This is a genomic window from Xanthomonas sp. 3307, assembly GCF_014199735.1.
Taxonomy (GTDB): Bacteria; Pseudomonadota; Gammaproteobacteria; order Xanthomonadales; family Xanthomonadaceae; genus Xanthomonas_A; species Xanthomonas_A rydalmerensis.
On the sequence record NZ_JACHOG010000006.1, the window covers coordinates 281,137 to 305,175 of the forward strand.

Here is a 24,039-nt window from a genome sequence, read left to right on the forward strand (position 1 = left end):
GTGTGGACGGTGACTGTTGCGGATGCGGAGCCGTGCCCCGCCTTCGTCTCGCATCGCCTGCGTCGCGGTTAACCCCATGCCTACAGTCGGCGCATCGCCTGATGTCTTGCGCAAGCGCTGGCGGCATCGCCGAAGGCCGGCAATCCGTTGTAGAGGGACTTCAGTCCCGACTGCAGTGGGATCGGATAGCCCACTGGCTTCGCTCGTCGCGGCTGAAGCCGCTCCTACAGGGACAACGCCTGTGTCTCCGGCGAATGCTGACGGCCACGCTGAAGGCCGGCAATCCCTTGTCGGAGGGATTTCAGTCCCGACTGCAGTGGGATCGGATAGCCCACTGGCTTCGCTCGTCGCGGCTGAAGCCGCTCCTACAGGGGCAACGCCTGTGTCTCCGGCAAATGCTGACGGCCGCGCTGAAGGCTGGCCACTTCTTGTGGGAGGGACTTCAGTCCCGACTGCAGTCAGGTGGACGCACCGATCTCCCGCGCACACCAGCTCAGCGATACGGCCCCGGCCCACGCCAGACCAGTTCGCCCTGGTGGTAGACCTGCAGCATGGTGATGACCTGGCGGGCGTCGCCGATGCCCTTGAGTTCCGGCGAGTCCGGCGGCAGTGCGCGGCACTTGCCGGAGCCACGGGTCAGGGCGATCTCCAGCGGGCAGACCATGCGGTACTCGGTGCCCGGCAGCAGGATGAAAAGCTCCTTCATGCCCTGCTGCTGCCAGGCGCGCAGTTGGCTCTCGCTGCCCAGGTCGTAATAGACCAGGTAGCCGCCGACCTCCAGGCTGGGTTGGGCCGCGTCCATGTCATGGCGGTTGCCGCGGCTGCCGGGGCCGGCGGCCAGGCCGCTGTTGTCCGGCGCGGTGTCGGTGTCGAGCGCGCCGGGCGGGCGCCCGGTCCAGGTCTGCGGGCGGCGCTCGGTCGGCGGCGGCGGATTGCTGTCGGCGGTCTGCGCCGGACTCGGCGCCGGGGCGTCCGCGGGCGGGGTGGGCGCTGGCGGTGCCGGGCGCGGCTGCGGCACCGGGGCGGTCCGCGGGGTGTCGGTCGCTTTCGGCGTGTCGGCGCGATCGGGCGGCGGCACCGGGTCGTCGGACTGGGCGACCAGGGTGGATTGCACGGTGGTGGTGGCGTGGCGGCGCTTGGGCGCGGCGGAGGCCGGCGGCGGGGTCGGCTTCGGTGGCAGCGGCTTCGCCGGTTTGTCGCTTTCGCCGAGGAAGTCCACGCGGATCCGGCTGCCGCCGGCCGCGCCCTGCGGCGTGGACATGGTGGGCTTGGCCGCATACAGCAGGGCGAGCGCCATCAGCACGTGCAGCAGCGCGCTGAGCACCCAGGCGATCCAGCGCTGCCAGCGCTCGCTGCGGGTCTCGGCGGCGACGGGCGCGCGGTGCGACGCGCGGCTCATGCCGTCGCGGCGCCGTCGGGGAGGCCAGCCTTCATGCGGTTCCGGGGAGGGGGCGAACGTGGGAGAGCGCCATCGTACCGCCTGCGCCGGCAACGGCCATGGCAGCCGATGCGACGGCCGGCATCGGCCGACACCTGCCGTTCACGCGCTGGGTCGCTGCCGGCCCACGGCCGCCGCCGGTCGCCCGCGCCGCGAACCGGCGTGGGAAACGCGGCGGCGCGGCGCCCGCAGGTCAGACGTAGGCGCCGACCTTGAACACTTCCACCGCCTGGGTGAGCTGCGCCGACTGCTCCTCCAGCGAGCGCGCCGCGGTGCTGGCTTCTTCCACCAGCGCCACGTTCTGCTGGGTGGTCTCGTCCATGCGCGCGATGGTCTGGTTGACCTGCGCGATGCCGTTGGCCTGCTCGTGCGAGGCGGCGGAGATCTGCCCCATGAGGTCGGTGACGTGCTGCACGCTGGCCACCACCTGGTCCATGGTGGCGCCGGCCTGGTGCACCAGCGTGGCGCCGTGGGCGACGCGTTGCACCGAGTCGTCGATCAGGGTCTTGATCTCCTTGGCGGCGCCGGCCGAACGATGCGCGAGCGTGCCGACCTCCGCGGCCACCACCGCGAAGCCCTTGCCCTGCTCGCCGGCGCGCGCGGCTTCCACCGCGGCGTTGAGGGCGAGGATGTTGGTCTGGAAGGCGATGCCGTCGATCACCGCGATGATGTCGGCGATGCGCTTGGAGGCGGCCTGGATGCCATCCATGGTCTCCACCACCTGGCCCACCACGTCGCGGCCTTCGCTGGCCACGCCGGCCGCGCCCAGTGCCAGCTGGTTGGCGCGCTGGGCGTGCTCGGCGTTCTGCTTCACCGTGGAGGTCAGTTCCTCCATCGAGGCGGCGGTCTCTTCCAGGCTGGCGGCCTGCTGTTCGCTGCGCTTGGCCAGCTCCTGGTTGCCGCTGGCGATGTCCTCGGCGGCGAAGCCGATGCTGTTGGTGGTGCGCTGGATGTGCGCGACGATGTCGGTCAGGCGGTGCACGGTGCTGTTGGCGTCGTCGCGCATGGCGGCGAACACGCCGTGGAAGTTGCCGCTCATGCGCACGGTGAGGTCGCCGTCGGCGATGCAGCGCAGCAGCGCGGAGAACTTGGCCAGGTTGGCGTCGGCGGTGGCCATCATGGTGTCGAGGTTCTCGACCATGGTGCGGAAGGCGTGCTCGAACTTCTCCGGCTGGCCGCGGTGGGCGAAATTGCCGGCGCAGGCGGCTTCGGCCAGGGTCTGGATCTGCACGTTGATGGCGTGCAGGTTCTGCTTGACCTGCTGCATCGCCGCGGTGATCGCGGCTTTCTCGCCGGGATAGCGGGCGATGTCCTGGCTGAGGTCGCCGATGGCGTAGCGGCCCATCACCTCGGTGATGCGCAGCTGGGTCTGCACGTGCGCATCGACCAGGGCATTGGTGTCGGCGACCATGCGCCCGTACTCGCCGGGGAAGCGTTGCGCGTCCATGCGATAGCTGATGGCGCCGGCGTCGTGGCGCGCGGCCATCTCGCGCTGTGCGGAAATCACCTCGTGCAGGCGCCGCTGCATCTGCTGCATGGCGCGCAGCAACTGCCCGGCCTCGTCGTGGGTGGTGGCGGTGTCCGGGCTGCTCAGGTCGCCGGCGCCGATGCGCTCGGCCAGGCCCAGCGCCTGCCGCAGCGGGCGCACCACGCGGCGGGTGAGCAACAGGGCGATCAGCGAGCCCAGCAGCAGCGCCAGCACGGTGCAGCCGATCATCAGCAGGGCGAAACCGCGCGCGGTGGCCATCGCCTCCTTGGCGGCCTGGCGGTTCTTGGCTTCCTGCAGGTCGATGAAGGCGTTGATGCTGGCCAGCCAGTCGACGAAGGCCGGGCGCGCCTGCTGCAGCAGCAGCGCCTGCGCCTGCACGGTGTCGCCGGCATCGCGCAACCGTCGGACCTGCGCGATCAGCGGCATGGTGCGCTGTTCGATGCCCTGGATGCGCTGCAGGATGGCTTTCTCCTGGGCGTCGGTAGAGGCGGCGAGCAGGGCGTCGAGCGGCTGCGCGGCACGCGCGTAGTCGCCGGCCAGCTTGTCGATGGTCTGCTCGGTCGCCTGTCGGCCGGCGGCATCGTCCAGCAGCACCACGTCGCGCAAGGCGATGGCGCGGTCGTGGACGCTGCCGCGGAAGTTGATGGCGTAGCGCTGCTTGACGCTGTTGACCTCGTTGATCGCGGTGAGCCGCCGATCGATGCTGTGCACGCGCTGGATGCCGACCACGGTGAGCAGGACCATCAGCACGATGAGGGTGAGGAAGCCGAGCGCGAGGCGCTGGCCGATGCGCAGATTCGAAAGGGCGTGCATGGGATCGGGGGAATGGGGGAAGGAAGAGGGATGACGGTAGGTGACGGCGGACGGGCAGGCAGGTTGCCTGCGCCCGCGTGACGCGCGCAGGGCGCTGGTCCCCGGGCCGGCGCATGGATAGCGGCGTTGCCCGGTCGAACTGAAGGGATGGGGCCTGGGCGCCGGCGGCGCAGTGCGGGGAACGTGATGGGGTGCCTGTCTGCGTGGCGATGGCCGCCGGCCACGTCAGGCCGTGCGCGGCGCGGCGGCGACCGGCACGGCCCGGCTCGCGCCGCCTGGAACATATCGACCGCCGTGGCACGGTGTTCTGGATCGGCGCGGCAAGCAGGCGCAGGCACAGGTCAAGCGCATCTCCAGCACTTGCGACATGCTTGCCGCGGACAAGCGCCGGGTCTACCGCTCCGATCGCTCGGGCAGGTACGGCAAGGCATTCGCTGCGCCGCAGGCACAATGAGGCGCGCGCCTGGCACACGCGCTGCCGCGACAGGATCCTCGCACGTGTGTGCCTATACTCCGTGACGTCCATCCACGAGGCCCGCCGCATGAGTGCATCCACCTCTTCGTCCGCCGCCGCCGCACCGGGCAGCCTGCGCCGCTCGGTGTCCAACACGCTCAAGGGCTCGGCCGGCAATCTGGTGGAGTGGTACGACGTCTATGTCTATTCGGTGTTCGCCACCTACTTCGAGTCGCAGTTCTTCTCCAAGGAGGACAAGAACGCCACGTTGTACGTGTGGGCGATCTTCGCGGTGACCTTCCTGATGCGGCCGATCGGCGCCTGGTACTTCGGCCGCTTCGCCGACCGCTACGGTCGCCGCCTGGCGCTGACGGTGTCGGTGTCGGTGATGGCCGCCTGTTCGTTCCTGATCGCGGTGACGCCGACCGTGGCCAGCATCGGCAGCGGGGCGGCGGCGGTACTGCTGCTGGCGCGGCTGCTGCAGGGTTTCGCCACCGGCGGCGAATACGGCACCAGCGCCACCTACATGTCCGAGGCGGCGATTCCCGGGCGGCGCGGCTTCCTGTCCTCGTTCCACTACGTCACCCTGGTCGGCGGCCACGTGCTGGCGCAAGCGGTGCTGCTGGGAATGCTGCATTTCTTCGACAAGGGCCAGGTCTCCGAATGGGGTTGGCGCGTGGCCTTCGGCCTGGGCGGCATCGGCGCGCTGGTGGTGTTCTGGCTGCGCCGCACGATGGACGAGTCGCTGACGGCCGAGTCCATCGCCGCGGCCAAGCAGGGCAAGGACACGTCCTCCGGCTCGCTGCGCGAGCTGTTCGTGCACCAGTGGCGCCCGCTGCTGCTGTGCTTCCTGATCACCGCTGGCGGTACCGTGGCGTTCTACACCTACTCGGTGACCGGGCCGAAGATGATCCAGACCGCCTTCGCCGGCGACGACCTGATGGCCGGCACCATCATCAACCTGGTCGCGCTGATCGTGCTGATGCTGATGCAGCCGGTGGGCGGTTGGCTGTCGGACATCATCGGGCGCAAGACCCTGCTGGTGTTCTTCGGCATCGGCGGCGTGCTCTATACCTGGTTCCTGGTGCTGGAACTGCCCAGGCAGAGCGACTGGCTGAGCGCGTTCGCGATCCTCACCGCCGGCTTCGTCATCCTCACCGGCTACACCTCGATCAACGCGGTGGTGAAGGCCGAGTTGTTTCCCACCCACATCCGCGCGCTGGGTGTGGGCCTGGGCTATGCGCTGGCCAATTCGGCCTTCGGCGGCACCGCGCCGCTGCTGTACCAGGCCTCGCTGAAGACCGGCCATGTCACCACCTTCGTCTGGTATGCCACGGCGGTGATCGCGGTGTCGCTGGTGGTGTACATGTTCTTCCTGACCAACAAGGGGTCCAACTGGCTCGACCACGAGGGCGAGATGCGGACGCGTTCGCGCTGACCGGCGCCGCGTCGGCCCGGGCACTGCAGATGGACGCTGAACGGCGCACCCGGTTGCGGCCGGGTCGCCCCGCCACGCGGGGGCCGCCATGCGGCGGCTGCCGGGCGACTCGGGTACCATGCAGCCCCCTCACGGGCGTTCCCCCATGGCCGATTCCGACAATAGCTCCACTCCCCCGGTGACCCAGGCGCAGGCCGAAGACGCAGTGCGCACCTTGTTGCGCTGGGCCGGCGAAGACCCCACCCGCGAGGGCTTGCTGGACACCCCGCGGCGCGTGGCCGAAGCCTATGGCGACTGGTTCAGCGGCTACCGCGCCGACCCGCGCGAGTACCTGCTGCGCACCTTCGAGGAAGTGGCCGGCTACGACGAACTGATCGTGTTGCGCGACATCGAGTACGAAAGCCACTGCGAGCACCACATGGCGCCGATCATCGGCAAGGTCCACGTCGGCTACCTGCCGCGCGGCAAGGTGGTGGGCATCAGCAAGCTGGCGCGCGTGGTCGAGGCCTATGCGCGGCGCTTCCAGGTGCAGGAGAAGATGACCGCACAGATCGCCCAGTGCATCCAGGACGTGCTGCAGCCGCTGGGCGTGGGCGTGGTGGTGGAAGGCGCGCACGAGTGCATGACCACCCGCGGCATCCACAAGCGCGGCGTCAGCATGGTCACCTCGAAGATGCTCGGCACCTTCCGCGAGGACGCGCGTACCCGCGCCGAGTTCCTGCGCTTCATCGAGCGCGTGCGCTGAGTCTGCGGATGCGGTGGCGGTCGGTTCCTGCATGAAGCCGCATGTCCGGATCGCCGGCTATCGCCAGTTGCGCGAACAGCCGTTGTGGAAGCTGCTCGCCGCCGACCATGCCCCGGAGCTGATCGGCCTGCTGCAGACCCTGCTCGGCGACGCCCAGCGGCGGCTGCCGGCCGACGTGCTGCACGAGCGCCTGCAGCGCCAGCTCGATGCGCTGAAGGACGACGAGCTGTCGCGCGAACTGCCGCGCACCGCGCAGGCCTACGTGGCGCACTGGCTGGCGCAGGGCTGGCTGGAGCGGCGCCTGCCCGAGGGCGATGCGCAGGAAGAATACGAACTGTCGCGGCAGGCGGCGCAGGCGATCCGCTTCATCGCTGGCGTGCGCGACAGCGCCAGCGTGGCCACCGAGAGCCGGCTGTCGCTGGTGATCCAGCAACTGGTGCAACTGGCCGGGCAGACCGAGACCGATCCGGACGCGCGCCTGGCCGCGCTGCGCGCCGAGCGCGAGCGCCTGGACGCGGAGATCGAGCGCGTGGCCGCCGGCAAGCTGGCCGCGCTGGACGGCAAGCGCGCGCTGGAACGCACCCGCGACATCATCCGCCTGTCCGACGACCTGACCGAGGATTTCCGCCGCGTCCGCGACGATTTCGAACGGCTCAACCGCGAGTTCCGCGAGCGCATCATCGACGACGAGGGCGCGCGCGGCGACGTGCTGGAGAAGCTGTTCGCCGGCATCGACGTGATCGGCGAGAGCGAGGCCGGGCGCAGTTTCCAGGCGTTCTGGAGCCTGCTTAACGACGCCGAGCAGAGCGTGCAACTGGACGCGGCGCTGGAGGCGCTGCTGGCGCGCGGCTTCGCCCGCCGCCTGGACCGACACGAACGCGCCTTCCTGCGCGGGCTCACCGGCACCCTGCTCGAACGCGGCGGCCAGGTGCACGAGGTGATGCAGCATTTCGCACGCAGCCTGCGCGGGTTCGTGCAGAGCCGCGGCTACCTGGAGCAGCGCCGGCTCAACCAGTTGCTGAAGCAGGCGCAGGGCGAGGCGCTGCAGCTGCGCGACCACCTGCACGCCACCGCCGCCACCGGTTACGTGCTGCCGTTGAGCAGCGCGCGGCTGCGCTCGCTGTCGCAGTGGCGCCTGCACGACCCGCGCAGCCAACAGGTGGACGGGCGGGTGCAGGCGGCCGAGGCGGCGACGATCTCGCTGGACAGCGTCGGCGACCTGGTGGCGCAGTCGGAGATCGATCTGCGCGGCCTGCGCAACGACCTGCACGACCTGCTCGGCCGGCAGCCGCAGCTGAGCATCGGCGAGGCGCTGCGGCAGCGCCCGGCGGCGCAGGGCCTGGGCAGCGTGATCGGCTACCTGGCGCTGGGCACCCGCCACGGCGTGGTCGTCGATGGCGAATGGGAAGCGGTGCAATGGGAGGGCGGCGACGGCCAGGTGCGGCGCGCGCGCATCCCGCTGGTGTGGTTCACCAAGGAAAAACGCAATGAACTGGTCTGACGAATTCCACGGCCACCAGGCCGATGCCGGCGATGTCGCCACGGCCGCCGCCACCGCCGCCGAGGCCGGCACTACGCTGTTCGCCGGCGACAGCGGCAGCCTGCCGCTGGAAGCGCGCCGCGCGCTGTGCCAGTTGCTGTCCGGCCCTAGCGTCGATGCCTACCGGCACGGCCCGCTATGGCAGGCGTTGCTGCGCCATGAGGTGGCGATCCGCCGCGTGCTGAGCGAGCTGTTCCTGGAGTTGGTGCTGGACCGCGACGGCGGCGTGGCATTCGCGCGCCAGGCCGACACCGGCGAGCTGGAGACCCCGGCGCTGCTGCGCACCGCGCCGCTGACCTTCATCGAGTCGGTGCTGCTGCTGTTCCTGCGCCAGCAACTGGCCGAGGCCGACACCCGCGGCGAGCGCGCGGTGGTCGACGAGGCGCAACTGCTGGAAGTGCTGACGGTGTACGAGAAGAACGTGTCCACCGACCGCGCCGGCTTCGCCCGGCGGGTGCTGGCGGCGATCGCCAAGATGCGCGACAACCATCTGCTGTCCAAGCTGCGCGGCAGCGAGGACCGTTACGAAGTCTCGCCCGCGCTGAAGCTGCTGTTCTCGGCCGAGGACGTGCAGGCGCTGGCGGCGGCCTACCGCGGCCTGCGCGACGGCGCGGCCGAGGCGGCGCCATGACCGGCCTGCGCCCGCGCGTCGCCCGCGCCTAGCGCCGCCCCGGCTCCGTGCGCTCGCCGCCATGGCGGCCGTCCCCGTTTTCCGATGAGTTCCCGATGACGTCCCTGTCCGAATCGTCCACCGTCCCCGTCGCTCCGTCCCTGTTCGCCGAGACCCTGGCCGAGCAACGCGCGCAGCAGTACCGCATGCGCCGCCTGCAGGTGCACAACTGGGGCACCTTCAACGGCCTCACCGACGTGCCGATCGCCGAGAAGGGTTTCCTGTTCGTCGGCCGCTCCGGTTCGGGCAAGTCGACCCTGCTCGATGCGATGTCGGCCCTGCTGACACCACCGAGCATCGTCGACTTCAACGCCGCCGCGCGCGAGGCCGAGCGAAGCGGGCGCGACCGTAGCCTGGTGTCCTACGTGCGCGGCGCCTGGGCCGACCAGCAGGACAGCGCCTCCGGCGAGATCGCCACCCAGTACCTGCGCAAGGGCGCGACCTGGTCGGCCTTGGCGCTGGAGTACCGCAACGCGCACGGCCAGGCGGTGAGCCTGGTGCGGCTGTTCTGGATCGCCGGCAGCGGCACCGCCGCGGCCGACGTGCGCAAGCACTACATGGTGGTGCCGCGCGGCTTCGACGTGGCCGCCGAACTGGACGGCTTCGACCTGGACCTGCGCCGACTCAAGCTGCGCCTGGGCGAGGACGTGCACCACTTCGACAGCTTTGCCGGCTACGCCGAGCGCTTCCGCCACCTGCTCGGCATCGGCAACGAGATGGCGCTGCGGCTGCTGCACAAGACCCAGTCGGCGAAGAACCTGGGCGATCTCAACGCCTTCCTGCGCAGCTTCATGCTCGACGAGCCGCGCACCTTCGAGGCGGCCGACCGCCTGGTCGAGGACTTCGCCGAACTCGACGGCGCGCACCACGCGGTGGTCACCGCGCGGCGCCAGGTGGAGACCCTGACCCCGGCGCGCGACTACCACGCCGAACTGCTGGCGTTGCGGCGCGGCGTCGGCGAGCTGCGCGAGCTGCAGCTGGGCATCGACGGCTACCGCGAGCAGCGCCGCCTGGCGCTGCTGGACGCGCGCCTGCAGGAACTGGACACCCAGGACCGCGGCCTGGCCGGCGAGGAAGGGCAGCGCCGCGAAGCACTGGACAACCACGAGCAGACCCTGGCCGAACTGGAGACGCAGCAGCGCGCGCAAGGCGGCGAGCAGGTCGAGGCGCTGGAGCGCGAGCACGGCCGCGTCGAACGCGAGCGTGACGAGCGCATGCGCCGCCGCAGTCAGGTCGAACAGGCCTGCCGCCAGCTCGGCATGGGCCTGGCCGGCAGCGCCAGCGGCTTCGCCGAGCAGGTGGCGCAGGCCCGCGCGCTGCGCGACGGCGTCGCCGGCGAGGCCAGCAGCCTGGACGAGGCAATCGCCGAGCGCATGGCCGAGCGCCGCGAGGACGAACGCCGCTTCGCGGTCATCCGCACCGAGATCGAGGCGCTGCTGAAGGCGCCCTCGAGCATTCCCGCGCCGATGCAGGCGCTGCGCGCGCGGCTGTGCGCGGAGACCGGCCTGTCCGAAGCGGCCCTGCCGTTCGTCGGCGAACTGGTGCAGGTGGAGGCCGACCAGGCCGCCTGGCGCGGCGCGATCGAGCGCGTGCTGCACGGCTTCGCGCAGTCGCTGCTGGTCGACGAACGCCACTACGCCAGCGTTGCCGACTGGGTCAACAAGACCCAGCTCGGCACCCGCCTGGTGTATTTCCGGGTACGCCACAATGCGCCGCTGCAGCACCGCGAGCCCGATGCCAAGTCGCTGCTGCGTAAGCTGGAGTTGCGCGACCACGCCTACGCGCCGTGGCTGCGCCAGGAACTGGCCCGACGCTTCGACTACACCTGCGTGGACACCGTGGCGCAGCTGCGCGACGCCGAGCGCGCGATCACCCGCGAGGGCCAGGTCAAGCATCCGGGCGACCGCTACGAGAAGGACGACCGCCATGCCGTCGGCGACCGCAAGCGCTGGCTGCTCGGCTACGACAACCGCGACAAGCTCAAGGTCTTCGAGCGCGAGGGCCAGACCCTGGCGCAGCGCATCGCCGCCTGCGATGCCGACGTCGCCGCCCTGCGCAAGCAGCGCGAGCAGGACCAGGGCCGACAACTGGCCGCGCACACCCTGGCCGAGCGCGAGTGGGACGAAATCGACGTCGCGCCCAAGCTGCAGCGCCTGAGCGACATCGCCGAGCAACTGCTGCAGCTGCGCGAGGGCGACACCGCGCTGCGCGCGCTGGGCGAGCAGATCGCCACCGTCCGCGCGCGCCGCGACCAGGCCCGCCGCACCTACGAGGACGTGCGCCTGGAGCGCGCGCAGGTGAGCCGCGAGCGCGCGCGCCTGGAAGCGCAGCGCGAGACCTGCGCCGCGCGCGTGGCCACCGCGGTGATCGGCCCGGCGCAGGTGGCGGGGTTGGACGCACGGTTGGCGGCGCTGCCGCCGTTGAGCCTGGACAACCTGGAAGCGCATCTGCGCAGCGTCGAGCGCGGCCTCGGCGAACAACTGGCGCAGAGCCAGGCGCAGGACGCGCGGCTGAGCCAGCAGGTGCTGGACTGCTTCCGTCGCTACTGCCAGCAGTGGCCGGAGGACAGCGGCGACTTCACCGTCAGCCTGGCCAGCGCCGACGATTTCCTGGCGCGCCTGCAGCGGCTGGAGAGCGACGGCCTGCCGCGCCACGAAGGCCGCTTCTTCGACCTGCTGCAGACCCAGAGCAAGAACAACCTGCTGGCCCTGCAGCGCTACACCGCCGAAGCGCACAAGGCGATCAAGCAGCGCATGGACGAGGTCAACGCCAGCCTGGAGCAGGTGCCGTTCAACCGCGGCACCCTGTTGACCATCGAGGTCAGCGACCGGCGCCTGCTCGAGGTGCAGGAGTTCCAGCAGCAGTTGCGCGCCGTGCTCGGCCATCAGCAGACCGAGGACCGCGCGCTGGCCGAGGCGCAGTTCGCCATGTTGCGCGGCCTGGTGCAGCGGCTCGGCGCGCAGGAGCCGGAGCTGCGGCGCTGGCGCGAACAGGTGCTGGACGTGCGCCAGCACGTGGAGTTCGTCGGCGTGGAACTGGATGCCGACAGCCGCACGCAGGTGGAGATCTATCGCAGCGGCGCCGGCAAGTCCGGCGGCCAGCGCCAGAAGCTGGCCACCACCTGCCTGGCCGCGGCGCTGCGCTACCAGCTCGGCGGCGAGGACGGCGAACTGCCGCGCTACGCCGCGGTGGTGCTGGACGAGGCCTTCGACAAGGCCGACAACGAGTTCACCGCGCTGGCGATGAACATCTTCGAGAACTTCGGCTTCCAGATGGTGGTGGCCACGCCGCTGAAATCGGTGATGACGCTGGAGCCGTTCATCGGCGGCGCCTGTTTCGTCGAGATCAGCGGCCGCCACAACTCCGGCGTGCTGCTGATCGAATACGACGAGCAGGCGCACCGGTTGAAGTTGCCCGAGCGCAGCCGTAACGAGGCGACGACACCTGCGGTGGAATCGGCCGAGGTGGTGGACCAGGCCGGCGCCGATCTGCCGCCGCCGCCGGCTGCTGCCGCAACCGCGGATCCCGTCGCAGACGTCGCCGCGCCGGCGCGCGCGTCCGGCAAGGCGCGCGCTGGCCGCGATAGCGCCGCCAAGCCACCGACCACGCGCAAGGCGCCGCCAGCGATGCCCGGCAAACGCGCCCGCACCGCTGCCGCGACACCTGCGGCCAAGGCCCCGAAGGCATCACGTAAGGCCGCCGCGGCCGTGGCACCTGCGTCCACGGCCACCCGGCCGGCCACGCGGTCGGCGTCGGCGAAGACCGCGAAAGCCGCCGCAGGCAGCACACCTGCGAAGCCGGCCAAGGCGGCGGTGCCCAAGGTGTCTCCCGCGAGCGCCAAACGCCGCGGCCGCTGAGCCGCGCTGGCGCCGCACGTGCTCATCGGCGCGTGCGCTCGCCAGCACGGCGGCAGGGCAGGGACGCGGCGACCGTACAGCGCCGCGCGCGGCACTCAGTGCAGCAAATCCCAGCCCATCTTGCAGATCAGCACCACTACCAGCACCAGGAACAACTGCCGGATCAGCGGCGTGCCGCCGCGCAGCGCCAGCCGCGTGCCGGTCACCGCACCGGCCACGTTGGCCACGGCCATCGGCACCGCCGCGGCCAGCAGGATCTTGCCGCTGGGCACGAAGAAGCACAGCGCCGCCAGGTTGGTGGCCAGGTTGACCACCTTCGACGCGGCCGACGCGCGCAGGAAATCCAGGCCGAAGAAGCGGATGAACAGGAAGATCAGGAAGCTGCCGGTGCCCGGGCCGAAGAAGCCGTCGTAGAAGCCGATCGCTGCGCCGATCGCCAGCGCGATCGCCAGTTCGCGGCGGCCGACATGGCGCGGGCGGTGCAGCGCGCCGAAGTCCTTCTTGACCAGCGTGTAGCCCAGCATCGCGATCAGCAGCACCAGGATCAGCGGCCGCACCGCCTGTTTCGGCAGCAGGCTCACCGCGGTGGCGCCGAGGAAAGCGAACACGAACGCGGCGGCGGTCGCGTACAGCACCGGCCGCCACGGCAGGCGCACATGGCGCGCATAGCGCCAGGCGGAGACGCCGGTGCCGGCCATGGAACTGAACTTGTTGGTGCCCAACACCACCGCCGGCGCCTGTTGCGGCAAGGTCGCGAACAACCCGGGCAACTGGATCAAGCCGCCGCCGCCCACCGCCGCGTCCACCAGCCCGGCGACGAAGGCGATGCACAGCAGCCAGGGCAGTTCGGTGGGGATCGACTCGAGCACGCCGGCGCTCCGCGCAAGGGGCCGCAAGCATAGCCGCCACCGGCCGCGGCGCGTGCGCGGCGTGCGCTGGGTCGCCGCAGCCGGCACAATCGGCACATGCCCCCGTCCGCCCCGCGCCTTGCCGATCCCTGCCCCTGCGGCCGTCCGCGCGACTATGCGCAGTGCTGCGGGCCGTACCATGCCGGCGCCGCCGCGCCCGATGCCGAAAGCCTGATGCGCTCGCGCTACAGCGCCTACGTGCGCCGCGATGCCGATTACCTGCGCGCGAGCTGGCATCCGTCGACCTGCCCGCCGCAGGTGGAGATCGACCCGCGCACGGTCTGGCTCGGCCTTACCGTGCAGCGCGTGCTGCAGACCGGCGCGGACAGCGCAGAAGTCGCCTTCCTGGCGCGCTATCGCATCGGCGGCGGCAGCGCCGTGCGCATGACCGAGCACAGCCGTTTCGTGCGCGAGGACGGGCGTTGGTATTACCTGGACGCGCTGGACTGACGCCATGGCCAGGTGTGGCATCGGAGTTCCGCCCGCTGGCCGAGACGGGTTGTCGTGTTCGCCGAGCCTGCCGTCGTGATGCCTTTCGTGTTTCCCGCGCGCTTCGCCCGGTTGCGCCGCTGGCGTCGCCATGGCCACGCAGTCCTGTGCGGCTGCCTGCTGCTCGCCAGCCAGGGCGCCATGGCGGCGCCCACGCCCACGCCCATGCCGGCGCTGGAAGGCGCCTGGCGCCCGGTCGCCGCGACCGACCGCGGGGTGCCGCCATCGCCCACCGATCCGGCCCTGCAGCGTTTCGATCCGAGCCGGTTGACCAAGCTGCAAGGCGGCGAGGAAGGCGTCTGGGTGCTGTTGTCGCCGGCGCAGGGGCAATGGCCGCCGGCGCCATGGGTGCTGGAGGTGCCCAGTCCTGCGTTGCAGCGGGTCACCTTGTTTGCGCCGGTGGCCGGCGCGGCGCCGCGGCAGCGCTGGTTGATGCGCGACGACCCGCAGGCGTTGCCCGGCAATGGACGTCTCGGCTTCCGTATCGACGTCGCCCCACCCGCCGGGCAACCGCTGCGGCTGTGGGTGGACCAGCGCGGGGTCATGGCGGGTGCGCTGCGCTTCCAGCTGCGCAGCGAGTCCGACTACCTGCGTCAGGACGGCCGCTGGCTGGTGGTCGCCAGCCTGAGCTTCGCGATCATGCTGAGCATGGCGGCGATGGCGCTGGTGTTTGCCTGGCGCCTGCGCGAGACGACGTTCCTGTACTACGCCGTCTACGTGCTCGGCTACGGCCTGGTGATGGCGCTGGAGACCGGTTACGTGGTGCATCCGCTGGGCCTGGAAACGCTCGGCCAGGCCGCGCGTTTCTGGGGTCGTCTGGGCGTCGCCACGTCGATCGTGGCGGCGGTGCTGTTCCTGGAACGCTTCGCCGACCTGGGGCAGTACCTGCCGCGCGCGCGGCGCTGGCTGCGCGGTTATGCGCTGCTGGTGGCGCTGGTCGCGCTGCCGGCGCTGCTGCCGCTGCCGTGGCTGGACGCGCTCGGCCGGGCGCTGGTCAACCCGCTGCTGATCCTCGGCGGACCGCTGCTGCTTGGTGTCGCCGTGGCGGCGGCGTGGCGCGGCGCGCGCTATGCGCGGTTGTTCCTGCTCGGCTGGACGCCTTTGCTGGTGGTCACCGCGCTCGGCAGCCTGCAGGGCTTCGGCATGGTGGCGCACTGGACCTGGAGCGAAGAGGCCGCCTTGGCGGCCGGCGCGTTCGAGGCACTGGTGTTGTCGCTGGGCTTGGCCGAGCGCAGTGCCTCGCTGCGCCGCGACCGCGACCAGGCGCGGCAACTGGCCGACCTGGATCCGTTGACCGGCCTGCTCAACCGCCGCGCCTGGCACGAGCGCCTGACCGCGCTGCAAGAGGCCAGCCGGCGCCGGCGGCAACCGTTGGCGCTGATGTTCCTGGACGTGGACCACTTCAAGCGGCTCAACGACCGCTACGGCCATCGTGCCGGCGACGACGGCCTGCGCGCGCTGGCCCAGGCGCTGCGCGCGGAGCTGCGCGGCGACGACCTGATCGGCCGCTACGGCGGCGAGGAATTCGTGATCGCGCTGCCCGGCCTCGATGCGGTGCAGGCCACCCCGATCGCCGAACGCATCCGTGAGCGCTTCCGTGTCCAGGCCGCGCTGGCGTTTCCCGAACTGCAGCCGACGGTGAGCATCGGCGTGGTCCAACTGCGCCCCGCCGACGATGCCAACGGCCTGGTGCAGCGTGCCGACGAGGCGCTGTACGCGGCCAAGAGCGGCGGCCGCAACCGCGTGGTCGCCGTGCATTGAATGCGCGCCGTGTCGCAGCGCGTCGGGATCGGTGCGGGTGGCGACGGTACTCCACACCGGCCCGCGACCCCTGCAAGACCGCCACCGCGCGGGCGCATCCGGCCACGTGAGCAGCCATTGCCCACGGTTGTTTATGATGTCCGGCCTGCTGTTGGCGAGGAACTCCGATGAAGCGTTTCGCCTGGGCCTTGCTGCTGGCCGCGCCTTGCGCCGCCGCGCAGACCCTGCCCGCGCCGCCGCCGGTGGCGCCCGACCCCGCGTTCGTCGGTTGCTTGTCCACGCTGCGCACGACGGCGGCCAAGAGCGGCGTGACCGCCGCCGCGTTCGACCGCTTCACCGCTGGCCTGCAGCCGGACCCGAGCGTGCTGCCGCTGCTCGACGCCCAGCCCGAGTTCACCACGCCGATCTGGGACTACCTGGCCGGCCTGGTCGACAGCCAGCGCATCGACGACGGCCGCGCCATGCTGACCACGCACCGCGACTTGCTCGCGCAGGTGGCGCAGAAATATGGCGTGGACCCGGAGACGGTGGTCGCGGTGTGGGGCGTGGAGAGCGACTACGGCCGCATCTCCGGCAAGCGTCCGCTGCTGGTGTCGCTGCTGACCCTGTCCTGCGAAGGCCGCCGCCAGCCGTTCTTCCGCAGCGAACTGTTCGCGCTGCTGAAGCTGCTGCAGTCCGGTGACCTGCGGCCCGAGGGCTTGACCGGGTCCTGGGCCGGCGCCTTCGGCCATACCCAGTTCATGCCCAGCACCTATGCCCGCGTCGCCGTGGACGGCGATGGCGACGGCCGCCGCGATCTGGTCGCCAGCATTCCCGATGCGCTGGCCTCCACCGCCAACTATCTCAAGCTGGCCGGCTGGCAGAGTGGCCAGCCGTGGGGGCTGGAAGTGAAGCTGCCGGCGGGCTTCGACCCGGCGTTGGCCGGACGCACCCAGCGCCGGCCGCTGTCGGACTGGCGCGCGCGCGGCCTCACCGCCGCCGATGGCAGCGCACTGCCGGCGCTGGCCGCGCAGACGCCGGCGGCGGTGCTGATCCCGGCCGGCGTGCACGGCCCGGCGTTCCTGGTGTTCCGCAACTACGACGCGATCTACGCCTACAACGCCGCCGAAAGCTACGCGCTGGCGATCGCGCTGCTGTCCGACCGGCTGCGCGGCAAGCCCGGGCTGGTCGCTGCCTGGCCCACCGACGACCCTGGCCTGGGCCGCCCCGAGCGGCGCGAACTGCAGAACCTGCTGCTGGCGCGCGGCCACGCCATCGGCCAGGCCGACGGCGCCATCGGCACCGCCACCCGTCGCGCGATCCAGGCCGAGCAGCAGCGCCTGGGCCTGCAGCCGGCAGACGGCCGCGCCGGGCAACGCATCCTCGACGCGCTGCGCCGCGAGGCCGGCGGCGCGCCCGCGACACCCGCGCCGACACCGGCCACGCCGCCGCAGTCGCAGCCGCCTGCACCGGCCTCTTCGCCCGCACCCGCACCCACATCGACGCCGGCACCCACCCCCCCGCCCGCAACCACGCCGTTCGGCGGCACGCCGCCCACCGCGTTCCGGCTGCCGGCCGCCTACCCGGCCTTCGCCCAATCCCCCGCGCCACGGAGCATCCATCCCATGTCCGACGTCCCCGGCCTGAGCACAGGCGACTTCCACGGCTATCCCTCGCTGCTGGTGGAGACCCCGCAGTCCACCGCCGCGATCAGCCTGTTCGGCGGCCAGGTGCTGTCGTTCGTGCCCAAGGGCGGCACCGACGCGCTGTGGCTGTCGCCGAGCGCGCAGCCCACGCCGACCCCGATCCGCGGCGGCACCCCGGTGTGCTGGCCGTACTTCGGTCGCCAGGGCCAGAGCGACGCCGTGCCCGCGCACGGTTTCGTGCGCACCGTGCCCTGGCAATTGCAGGACGCGCGGCGCGAGGCCGACGGCAGCCTGGTCCTGACCCTGGCGCCGCCCGACTTCGACGACCTGCCGCTGCGCCTGCGCATGCAACTGCGCATCGGCGCCACCCTGGAGCAACGCCTGGTCACCGACAACGTCGGTACCGCACCGGCCCGCTTCACCCAGGCGCTGCACAACTATTTCCGTGTCGCCGACGCCACCCAGGTGCGCGTGCAGGGCCTGGACGGCCTGGACTACCTGGACAAGTTCGAGAACTACGCCACGCCGCATCGCCAGCACGGCGACTGGAGCCTGCAGGATCCGCGCGATCCCGGCCGCAGCGACCGCATCTACACCGAGGCCGGCGGCCGCTACACCCTGCTGGACCCGGGCCTGCAGCGCCGCATCGAGATCGCCACCACCGGCAGCCGCACGTTGGTGGCATGGAATCCGGGCGAGGCCGGCGCGCAGAAGATGGCCGACGTCGGCCCGCACTGGCGCCAGTTCGTGTGCCTGGAGGCGGCCAATGCCGGGCCCGAGGTGATCGAACTGGCACCCGGCGCCCAGCACGTGCTGCAGCAGACCATCTCCGTCGCGGCGTTGTGATCGCTGGTGGGCGGCGGCGCCTGCTGCGGCTCAGTGGGTGGACGACTGCCACGGCCCGCTGCTGACAGCGCCACTGGCTGGTGCGCGATGGCCGATGTCGCCGCGGCCGTACTCTCACCCCTGCCGCTGGGGCCGGACCCTCACCCCCAACCCCTCTCCCGGCGGGAGAGGGGGGCGCTTGGTGCGGGGTGAAGTGCAGTCCCGATGCAATCAGCCAGCCCCGAGCTTTTGTGGGAGGGACTTCAGTCCCGACGCGATGATCCCCACCGGCCGCAGTTGAAACTGCTCTCGCGACAACCGCCAAGCCACCACGGTGTGGCAGACACCACACCCGGTCCACTCCCGCACCTCCGACACCCGCCGGTGCGCCGCTGACCAGATGCGCCGATTACACTGCCGCGTCCGCCAGGAGGCCTGCCGTGCACGCTCCGACTCCCGCCGTCCGCGCGCGCCGCGCCGCGGTCGCCTTCATCTTCGTCACCCTGCTGATCGACGTGCTGTCCTTCGGCGTCATCATTCCGGTGCTGCCTTCGCTGGTGCGCGGCTTCACCGGTGGCGACTTCGCCGCCGCCGCCAGGTGGGTCGGCTGGTTCGGCTTCCTGTTCGCCGCACTGCAGTTCGTCAGCTCGCCGCTGCAAGGCGCCTTGTCCGACCGCTACGGCCGGCGCCCGGTGATCCTGGCCTCCTGCCTGGGGCTGGGTGTGGACTTCATAGTGATGGCATTGGCGCAGAGCCTGCCGGTGCTGCTGCTGGCGCGCATGGTCTCCGGCGTGTTCTCGGCCAGCTTCAGCTCGGCCAACGCCTACATCGCCGACATCACCCCGGCCGACAAGCGCGCCCAGGCCTACGGCATCATCGGCGCCGCGTTCGGCGTGGGCTTCGTGGTCGGTCCGCTGCTCGGCGGCTGGCTCGGCAGCCTGCACCTGCGCGCGCCGTTCTGGTTCGCCGCCGGGCTGGCCCTGCTCAACTTCCTCTACGGCCTGTGGGTGCTGCCCGAATCGCTGGCGCCGGAACGGCGCACCGCGCGGGTGGACTGGGCGCACGCCAATCCGTTCGGCGCGCTGCGCCTGCTGCGCCGCTATCCGCAGGTATTCGCGCTGGCCGCGGTGATCTTCCTGGCCAACCTGGCGCACTACGTCTACCCGAGCATCTTCGTGCTGTTCGCCGATTACCGCTTCGGCTGGGGACCGAAGCAGGTCAGCTGGGTGCTGGCCCTGGTCGGCGTGTGCAGCATCGTGGTCAACGCCGTGCTGGTGGCGCGGGTGGTGCGCCGCTTCGGCGAGCGTGGGGCGCTGCTGTTCGGCCTGGGCTGCGGCGTGATCGGCTTCGCCATCTACAGCGTGGCCGGCAGCGGCGCGCTGTTCCTGCTCGGGGTGCCGATCAGCGCGCTGTGGGCGGTGGCCGGGCCGGCGGCGCAGGCGATCGTCACCCGCCACGTCGGCGCCGACGCGCAAGGCCGCGTCCAGGGCGCGCTGATGAGCCTGGTCAGCCTGGCCGGGGTGATCGGGCCGCTGCTCTACGCGTGGGTGTTCGCCGCCTTCATCGGCCCGCGCGCGCTGCTGCACTTTCCCGGTGCGCCCTGGCTGCTGGCGGCGCTGTTGCTGGGCGGCGGCTGGATCGTGGCCTGGCGGCGCGCGCGGGTGCCGGCCGCCGCGGTTCCCGGTCGCTGAGGGCGGCACGGACAGCGCGGACGGCATGAACGACTCAGTTTGCGCAGGCACCGACGGCATGGACCATGCGGCCTCGCCTGGCACCGCGCGGTCGCGATTGTTACGCTGTGCCCTCTCTTTCGTCGCGGCCGGCCGGCTGCTGTACCAGTCGCCTGCATGATGTCTCCTCCCGACGGAACCGCCCTGCCGTTGACCGCTGCGCGCCTGCTGCGCGAGTCCACTGCGCACCAGCATCAGGCCGTGGAAGACCTGCCGGCGATGCGCACGCTGATGGACCCGGCGCTGTCGCTGGCCGACTACGTGCAGGTGCTGCGTCGCCATCACGCGGTGCTGGCCGGCTGGGAGCAGCGCGAAGCGGCCTGGCTGCGTGACTGCGGCGATGCGCAGTGGCAGTACCAGCCACGCACGCCGTTGCTGGCGCAGGATCTGCACGCGCTGCAGGCATCCCCGCCGGCGCCGCAACCGCTGCCGCCGGCAGCCGAGGCCGGTACCCGCTGGGGCATGCTCTATGTCGTCGAGGGCTCGCGCCTGGGCGGGCGGGTGATCGCCCGGCAACTGCGCCAGACCCTCCCCGCGGCCGCGCCGGCGCTGTCCTATTTCGAACTCGGCCATGCCGATCCGGCCGCCTGGCGGCATTTCCAGCAGCGCCTGGAGCGGGCCTTGCCGAGCGCGCCGCTACGCCAGGCCGCGGTCGACGGCGCCCGTGCCATGTTCGCGCACTTCCATACCCATTTCGCCCTGGAGATCGCCGCATGAGCGACATCGTCGTGCCCCTGGACATGGACGCATGCGCGCGCGAGCCGATCCATATCCCCGGCTCGGTACAGCCGCACGGTGTCCTGCTGGTGATCGAGCCGCAGGACGGTTGCATCGTCCAGGCCAGCGCCAGTGCCGCCGACCTGTTCGGCCGGCCGCTGGACGAACTGCTCGGACAGCGCTACGACGCCCTGCTCGTGCTGGAGGATCCGCGCACGCGGCGGCTGTCGGATGGGGCAGAGCGCAGCGACCTGGCCTATGTCGAAATCGGACTCAAGGTCACCGCCGCGGCCTCGACGCAGCGTTGGGTCGGCGCCTGGCATCTGTATCCGGAGCAGTGGCTGCTGGAACTGGAGCCGCGCGACGCGCCGCTGGCCGACGCCACCCTGCGCGAAGCGCTGCCGGTGCTGCGCCGGCTGGAGACAGAACACAGCATCGAGGATGCCTGCCACCGCGCCGCCAAGAGCCTGCGCAGCCTGATCGGCTACGACCGGGTGATGATCTACCGCTTCGACGACGACTGGAACGGCGATGTGGTCGCCGAGGCGCGCGCGAAGGAACTGGAGCCGTATCTCGGCCTGCACTATCCGGCCAGCGACATTCCCGCGCAGGCCCGCGCGCTGTATCTGCGCAACCGCGTGCGGCAGATCGCCAACGTCGGCTACGTGCCGTCGCCGATCCAGCCCACCCTGCATCCGCGCCTGCGCGCGCCGGTGGACCTGAGCGACGTCAGCCTGCGCAGCGTCTCGCCGGTGCACCTGGAATACCTGGCCAACATGGGCGTCACCGCCACCCTGGTGGCCTCGATCGTGGTCAACGACGCGCTGTGGGGGCTGATCGCCTGCCACCACTACCGCCCGTACTTCTGCAACCACGAAATGCGCGATGTCGCCGACGCATTGAGCCGCGCGCTGGCCGGGCGCATCGGCGCGATCACCGCGGTGGCGCGCGCGCGCACCGAGTCGGTGCTGCTGACCGTGCGCGAGAAGCTGATCACCAACTTCAACGACGCCGAGATGCTGACCGCGCCGATGCTCGACGAGATGGCCTCGGACCTGCTCGACGTGGTCGATGCCGACGGCGTGGCGGTGTTCCACGGCGATCACGTCACCCGCCACGGCATGCTGCCGGCGACCGAGGATCTGGCGCGGATCCGCGAGCAGATCGAGTCCACCCATCACGAAGCGCTGCGCCACGACGCGGTCGGCGCCCTGCACTCGGACCAGATCGGCGAAACCTTCCCGGCGCTGGCCGATCTGGCCCCGCTGGCGGCCGGCTTCATCTTCGTGCCGCTGATGCCGCAGGCGCGCAGCGCCTTGCTGTGGACCCGTCGCGAACAGGTACGCACGGTCAACTGGGCGGGCAATCCGCAGTTGGCCAAGCTGCAGGACATCGCCGGCTCGCGGCTGTCGCCGCGCAAGAGCTTCGACCTGTGGCAGGAGACCGTGCGCGGGCGCGCGCAGCCCTGGTCGCCGATCAGCCTGGAATCGGCACGCAGCCTGCGGGTGCTGATCGAGCTGATGGAACGCAAGCGCTTCCAGCAGGATTTCGCGCTGCTGGAGACGTCGCTGTCGCGGCTGCGCGAACCGGTGGCGATCGTCGAGCGCGGCGAGGGCCCGCGGCGCAGCCGCCTGGCCTTCGTCAACGAGGCCTTCGCCGCGCTGTTCGAGCGCGAGGTCGCCGAGCTGATCGGCTGCGATCTGGAGCGGCTGTACGCCAGCGACGCGGTACTGGCGGAGACCCAGCGCATCGATACCCTGCTGCGGCAGGGACGTGCGGCCTACGTCACCCTGCCGCTGCGGGTGGACGGCGCCATCGCGGTGCACCGTCAGTTCGACTTCGAACCGCTGCCCGATCCCTCCGGCGTGCCCAGCCACTGGCTGCTGCAGTTGCGCGACCCGCGCTGAGTCCGGTCCGGCAGCGCAGCCTCAGTGGCTGCGCCGCCACAGCGCCAGCGTCGCCGCGCCGGCCAGCAGGCCCCACAACGCCGCGCCGATGCCGAACAGCGACAGTCCCGAGGCGGTCACCAGGAACGCGATCAGCGCCGGTTCGCGCTCGTGTTCCTCGCGCAAGGCCGACGCCAGGCTGTTGCCGATGGTGCCGAACAGGGCGATGCCGGCGATCGCCATCACCAGTTCCTTGGGGAAGGCGGCGAACAGCGCGGCCACGGTGGCGCCGAACACGCCGATCAATAGATAGAAGACCCCGGCGAACACCGCGGCCATGTAGCGGCGCTGCGGATCCTCCTGCGCCTCGCGGCCCATGCAGATCGCGGCGGTGATCGCCGCCAGGTTCAGCCCGTAGGCGCCGAACGGCGCCAGCACCGTGTTGACCACGCCGATCCAGCCGATGGTGGGCGAGATCGGCACCGCATAGCCGGACGCGCGGATCGCAGCCACGCCCGGCAGGTTCTGCGAGGTCATCGTCACCACGAACAGCGGCAGTGCGATCCCGAACAGCGCCTGCCACGACAGCGTCGGCCACACCAGCACCGGCTGTGCCAGGCGCAGCTGCGCCGCCTCCAGATGCAGCGCACCGTTGCCCGCGGCCACCGCGATGCCGACCAGCAGCGTGGCGATCACCGCATAGCGCGGGAAGGCGCGGCGTCCGAGCAGGTAGGTGGCGAACATCGCCAGCGCCATGCCGAGCTGGTGCTGCATCGCCACGAACACGTCGAGGCCGAAGCGCAGCAGCACGCCGGCCAGCATCGCCGAAGCCAGCGACAGCGGAATGCGCCGCAGCAGGCGTTCGAACAGCCCGGAGAAGCCGGCGAGCGTGGACAACACCGCCACCACCACGAAGGCACCGATCGCATCGGACAACGGCAGTCCGCCGCCGCTGCCGATCAGCAGCGCGGCACCGGGCGTGGACCAGGCGGTGACCACCGGCATCCGGTAGCGCAGCGACAGGCCGATGCAGGTCAGGCCCATGCCCAGCCCCAGCGCCCACATCCACGAGGCGATCTGTGCCTGCGAGGCGCCGACGCTGCGCGCGGCCTCGAACACGATCGCCGCCGAACTGGTGAAGCCGACCAGGACGGTGACGAAGCCGGCGATCAGCGCGGGCAGCGAAGCGTCGCGCCAGAGCGAGCGTGCAGCAGCGGTCATGCGGAACCCTGTGGTGGAGCGCAGGCTGCATTCTCGGCCAAATGCCGGCGGTCGGCCGTGCCAAGTCCGCACTAATAGAGAGAGGAGCGCGGCAGGGACGCGGCGCTGCAGGGCAGCCGCAAAATAACGGTTGACCTTTTTTCCCCTGCCATTAAACTGCGCGGCCCGCTACGCAACTGCCGAGCTTCGGCACGACAGAGGCAGGCGGGGCCGGAAACACCTAGCGAACATCGGGTGTTGACAGCGTGAAAAAGTCGGCTAATATGGCCGGCTCGCTTCGAGGAAAAGCCTGCGGGTTTGGACGAAGAAGCGGCGTCAAGGCCTTGATCAACAAGGTGTTGACGGCAAGAAAAAAGCCGCTATGATGGGCGGCTCGGTTCGACGAAAAGCCTTCGGGTTTGAAGACGAGCCAGCGTCAACCGCCTCGAAATGA

At 71.2% G+C, this 24,039-nt stretch carries 15 protein-coding genes; 11 read left to right on the forward strand and 4 right to left on the reverse strand.

Features of this window, described 5'->3' with window-relative positions:
• Nucleotides 1–493: 493 nt before the first annotated feature.
• Nucleotides 494–1,399: a type II toxin-antitoxin system RelE/ParE family toxin gene (locus tag GGR64_RS15805; protein WP_184647010.1), complete on the reverse strand. Its 906-nt coding sequence runs from the start codon at nt 1,397–1,399 to the stop codon at nt 494–496.
• A gap of 232 nt (nt 1,400–1,631) precedes the next feature.
• A complete protein-coding gene (locus tag GGR64_RS15810; RefSeq protein ID WP_184647011.1) occupies nt 1,632–3,740 on the reverse strand; it encodes a methyl-accepting chemotaxis protein in 2,109 nt (702 codons plus the stop codon).
• Between the two features lie 542 nt (nt 3,741–4,282).
• Here GGR64_RS15810 and GGR64_RS15815 point away from each other — a divergent pair.
• The 5 genes from GGR64_RS15815 (at nt 4,283) to GGR64_RS15835 (ending at nt 12,444) form a co-directional block, all read left to right on the forward strand.
• Complete coding sequence (locus GGR64_RS15815; protein WP_184647013.1) at nt 4,283–5,632, forward strand: MFS transporter; 1,350 nt, start codon at nt 4,283–4,285, stop codon at nt 5,630–5,632.
• A 145-nt stretch (nt 5,633–5,777) separates the two neighbouring features.
• Nucleotides 5,778–6,377 carry a GTP cyclohydrolase I FolE gene (gene folE, locus GGR64_RS15820; protein ID WP_017909619.1) on the forward strand — a complete coding sequence of 200 codons (600 nt, stop codon included), beginning with the start codon at nt 5,778–5,780 and terminating at the stop codon, nt 6,375–6,377.
• A 31-nt stretch (nt 6,378–6,408) separates the two neighbouring features.
• Complete coding sequence (locus tag GGR64_RS15825; protein ID WP_019801640.1) at nt 6,409–7,878, forward strand: DUF3375 domain-containing protein; 1,470 nt, start codon at nt 6,409–6,411, stop codon at nt 7,876–7,878.
• A complete protein-coding gene (locus GGR64_RS15830) occupies nt 7,865–8,548 on the forward strand; it encodes a DUF4194 domain-containing protein (RefSeq protein WP_184450445.1) in 684 nt (227 codons plus the stop codon). The genes GGR64_RS15825 and GGR64_RS15830 overlap by 14 nt, the downstream gene beginning before the upstream one ends.
• 95 nt (nt 8,549–8,643) lie before the next feature.
• Nucleotides 8,644–12,444 carry an SbcC/MukB-like Walker B domain-containing protein gene (locus tag GGR64_RS15835; protein WP_184647015.1) on the forward strand — a complete coding sequence of 1,267 codons (3,801 nt, stop codon included), beginning with the start codon at nt 8,644–8,646 and terminating at the stop codon, nt 12,442–12,444.
• A 95-nt stretch (nt 12,445–12,539) separates the two neighbouring features.
• On the opposite strand, the gene GGR64_RS15840 is transcribed toward GGR64_RS15835, so the two are convergent.
• Complete coding sequence (locus GGR64_RS15840) at nt 12,540–13,313, reverse strand: sulfite exporter TauE/SafE family protein (protein WP_184647016.1); 774 nt, start codon at nt 13,311–13,313, stop codon at nt 12,540–12,542.
• Nucleotides 13,314–13,409: 96 nt separating this feature from the next.
• Between GGR64_RS15840 and GGR64_RS15845 the strand changes: the two genes are divergently transcribed.
• From GGR64_RS15845 to bphP, 6 genes are all read left to right on the forward strand, one after another.
• Nucleotides 13,410–13,802, forward strand: coding sequence for a YchJ family metal-binding protein (locus GGR64_RS15845; protein WP_184450441.1), 393 nt, complete (start codon nt 13,410–13,412; stop codon nt 13,800–13,802).
• A 78-nt stretch (nt 13,803–13,880) separates the two neighbouring features.
• Nucleotides 13,881–15,602 (forward strand): diguanylate cyclase, encoded by a 1,722-nt coding sequence (locus tag GGR64_RS15850; RefSeq protein WP_184647018.1) that lies wholly within the window; start codon nt 13,881–13,883, stop codon nt 15,600–15,602.
• Nucleotides 15,603–15,769: 167 nt separating this feature from the next.
• Nucleotides 15,770–18,073: a lytic murein transglycosylase gene (locus GGR64_RS21040; RefSeq protein WP_326520350.1), complete on the forward strand. Its 2,304-nt coding sequence runs from the start codon at nt 15,770–15,772 to the stop codon at nt 18,071–18,073.
• A gap of 419 nt (nt 18,074–18,492) precedes the next feature.
• Nucleotides 18,493–19,743, forward strand: coding sequence for a TCR/Tet family MFS transporter (locus GGR64_RS15860; protein ID WP_184647020.1), 1,251 nt, complete (start codon nt 18,493–18,495; stop codon nt 19,741–19,743).
• A 156-nt stretch (nt 19,744–19,899) separates the two neighbouring features.
• Nucleotides 19,900–20,499: a biliverdin-producing heme oxygenase gene (locus GGR64_RS15865; RefSeq protein ID WP_184647022.1), complete on the forward strand. Its 600-nt coding sequence runs from the start codon at nt 19,900–19,902 to the stop codon at nt 20,497–20,499.
• The gene (gene bphP / locus GGR64_RS15870) at nt 20,496–22,406 is read left to right on the forward strand and encodes a bacteriophytochrome BphP (protein ID WP_184647024.1); all 1,911 of its coding nucleotides are present in this window, start codon (nt 20,496–20,498) and stop codon (nt 22,404–22,406) included. The genes GGR64_RS15865 and bphP overlap by 4 nt, the downstream gene beginning before the upstream one ends.
• 21 nt (nt 22,407–22,427) lie before the next feature.
• Here the strand turns inward: bphP and GGR64_RS15875 are convergent, their stop codons facing one another.
• Nucleotides 22,428–23,606: a benzoate/H(+) symporter BenE family transporter gene (locus GGR64_RS15875; RefSeq protein ID WP_184647026.1), complete on the reverse strand. Its 1,179-nt coding sequence runs from the start codon at nt 23,604–23,606 to the stop codon at nt 22,428–22,430.
• Nucleotides 23,607–24,039 lie beyond the last annotated feature (433 nt).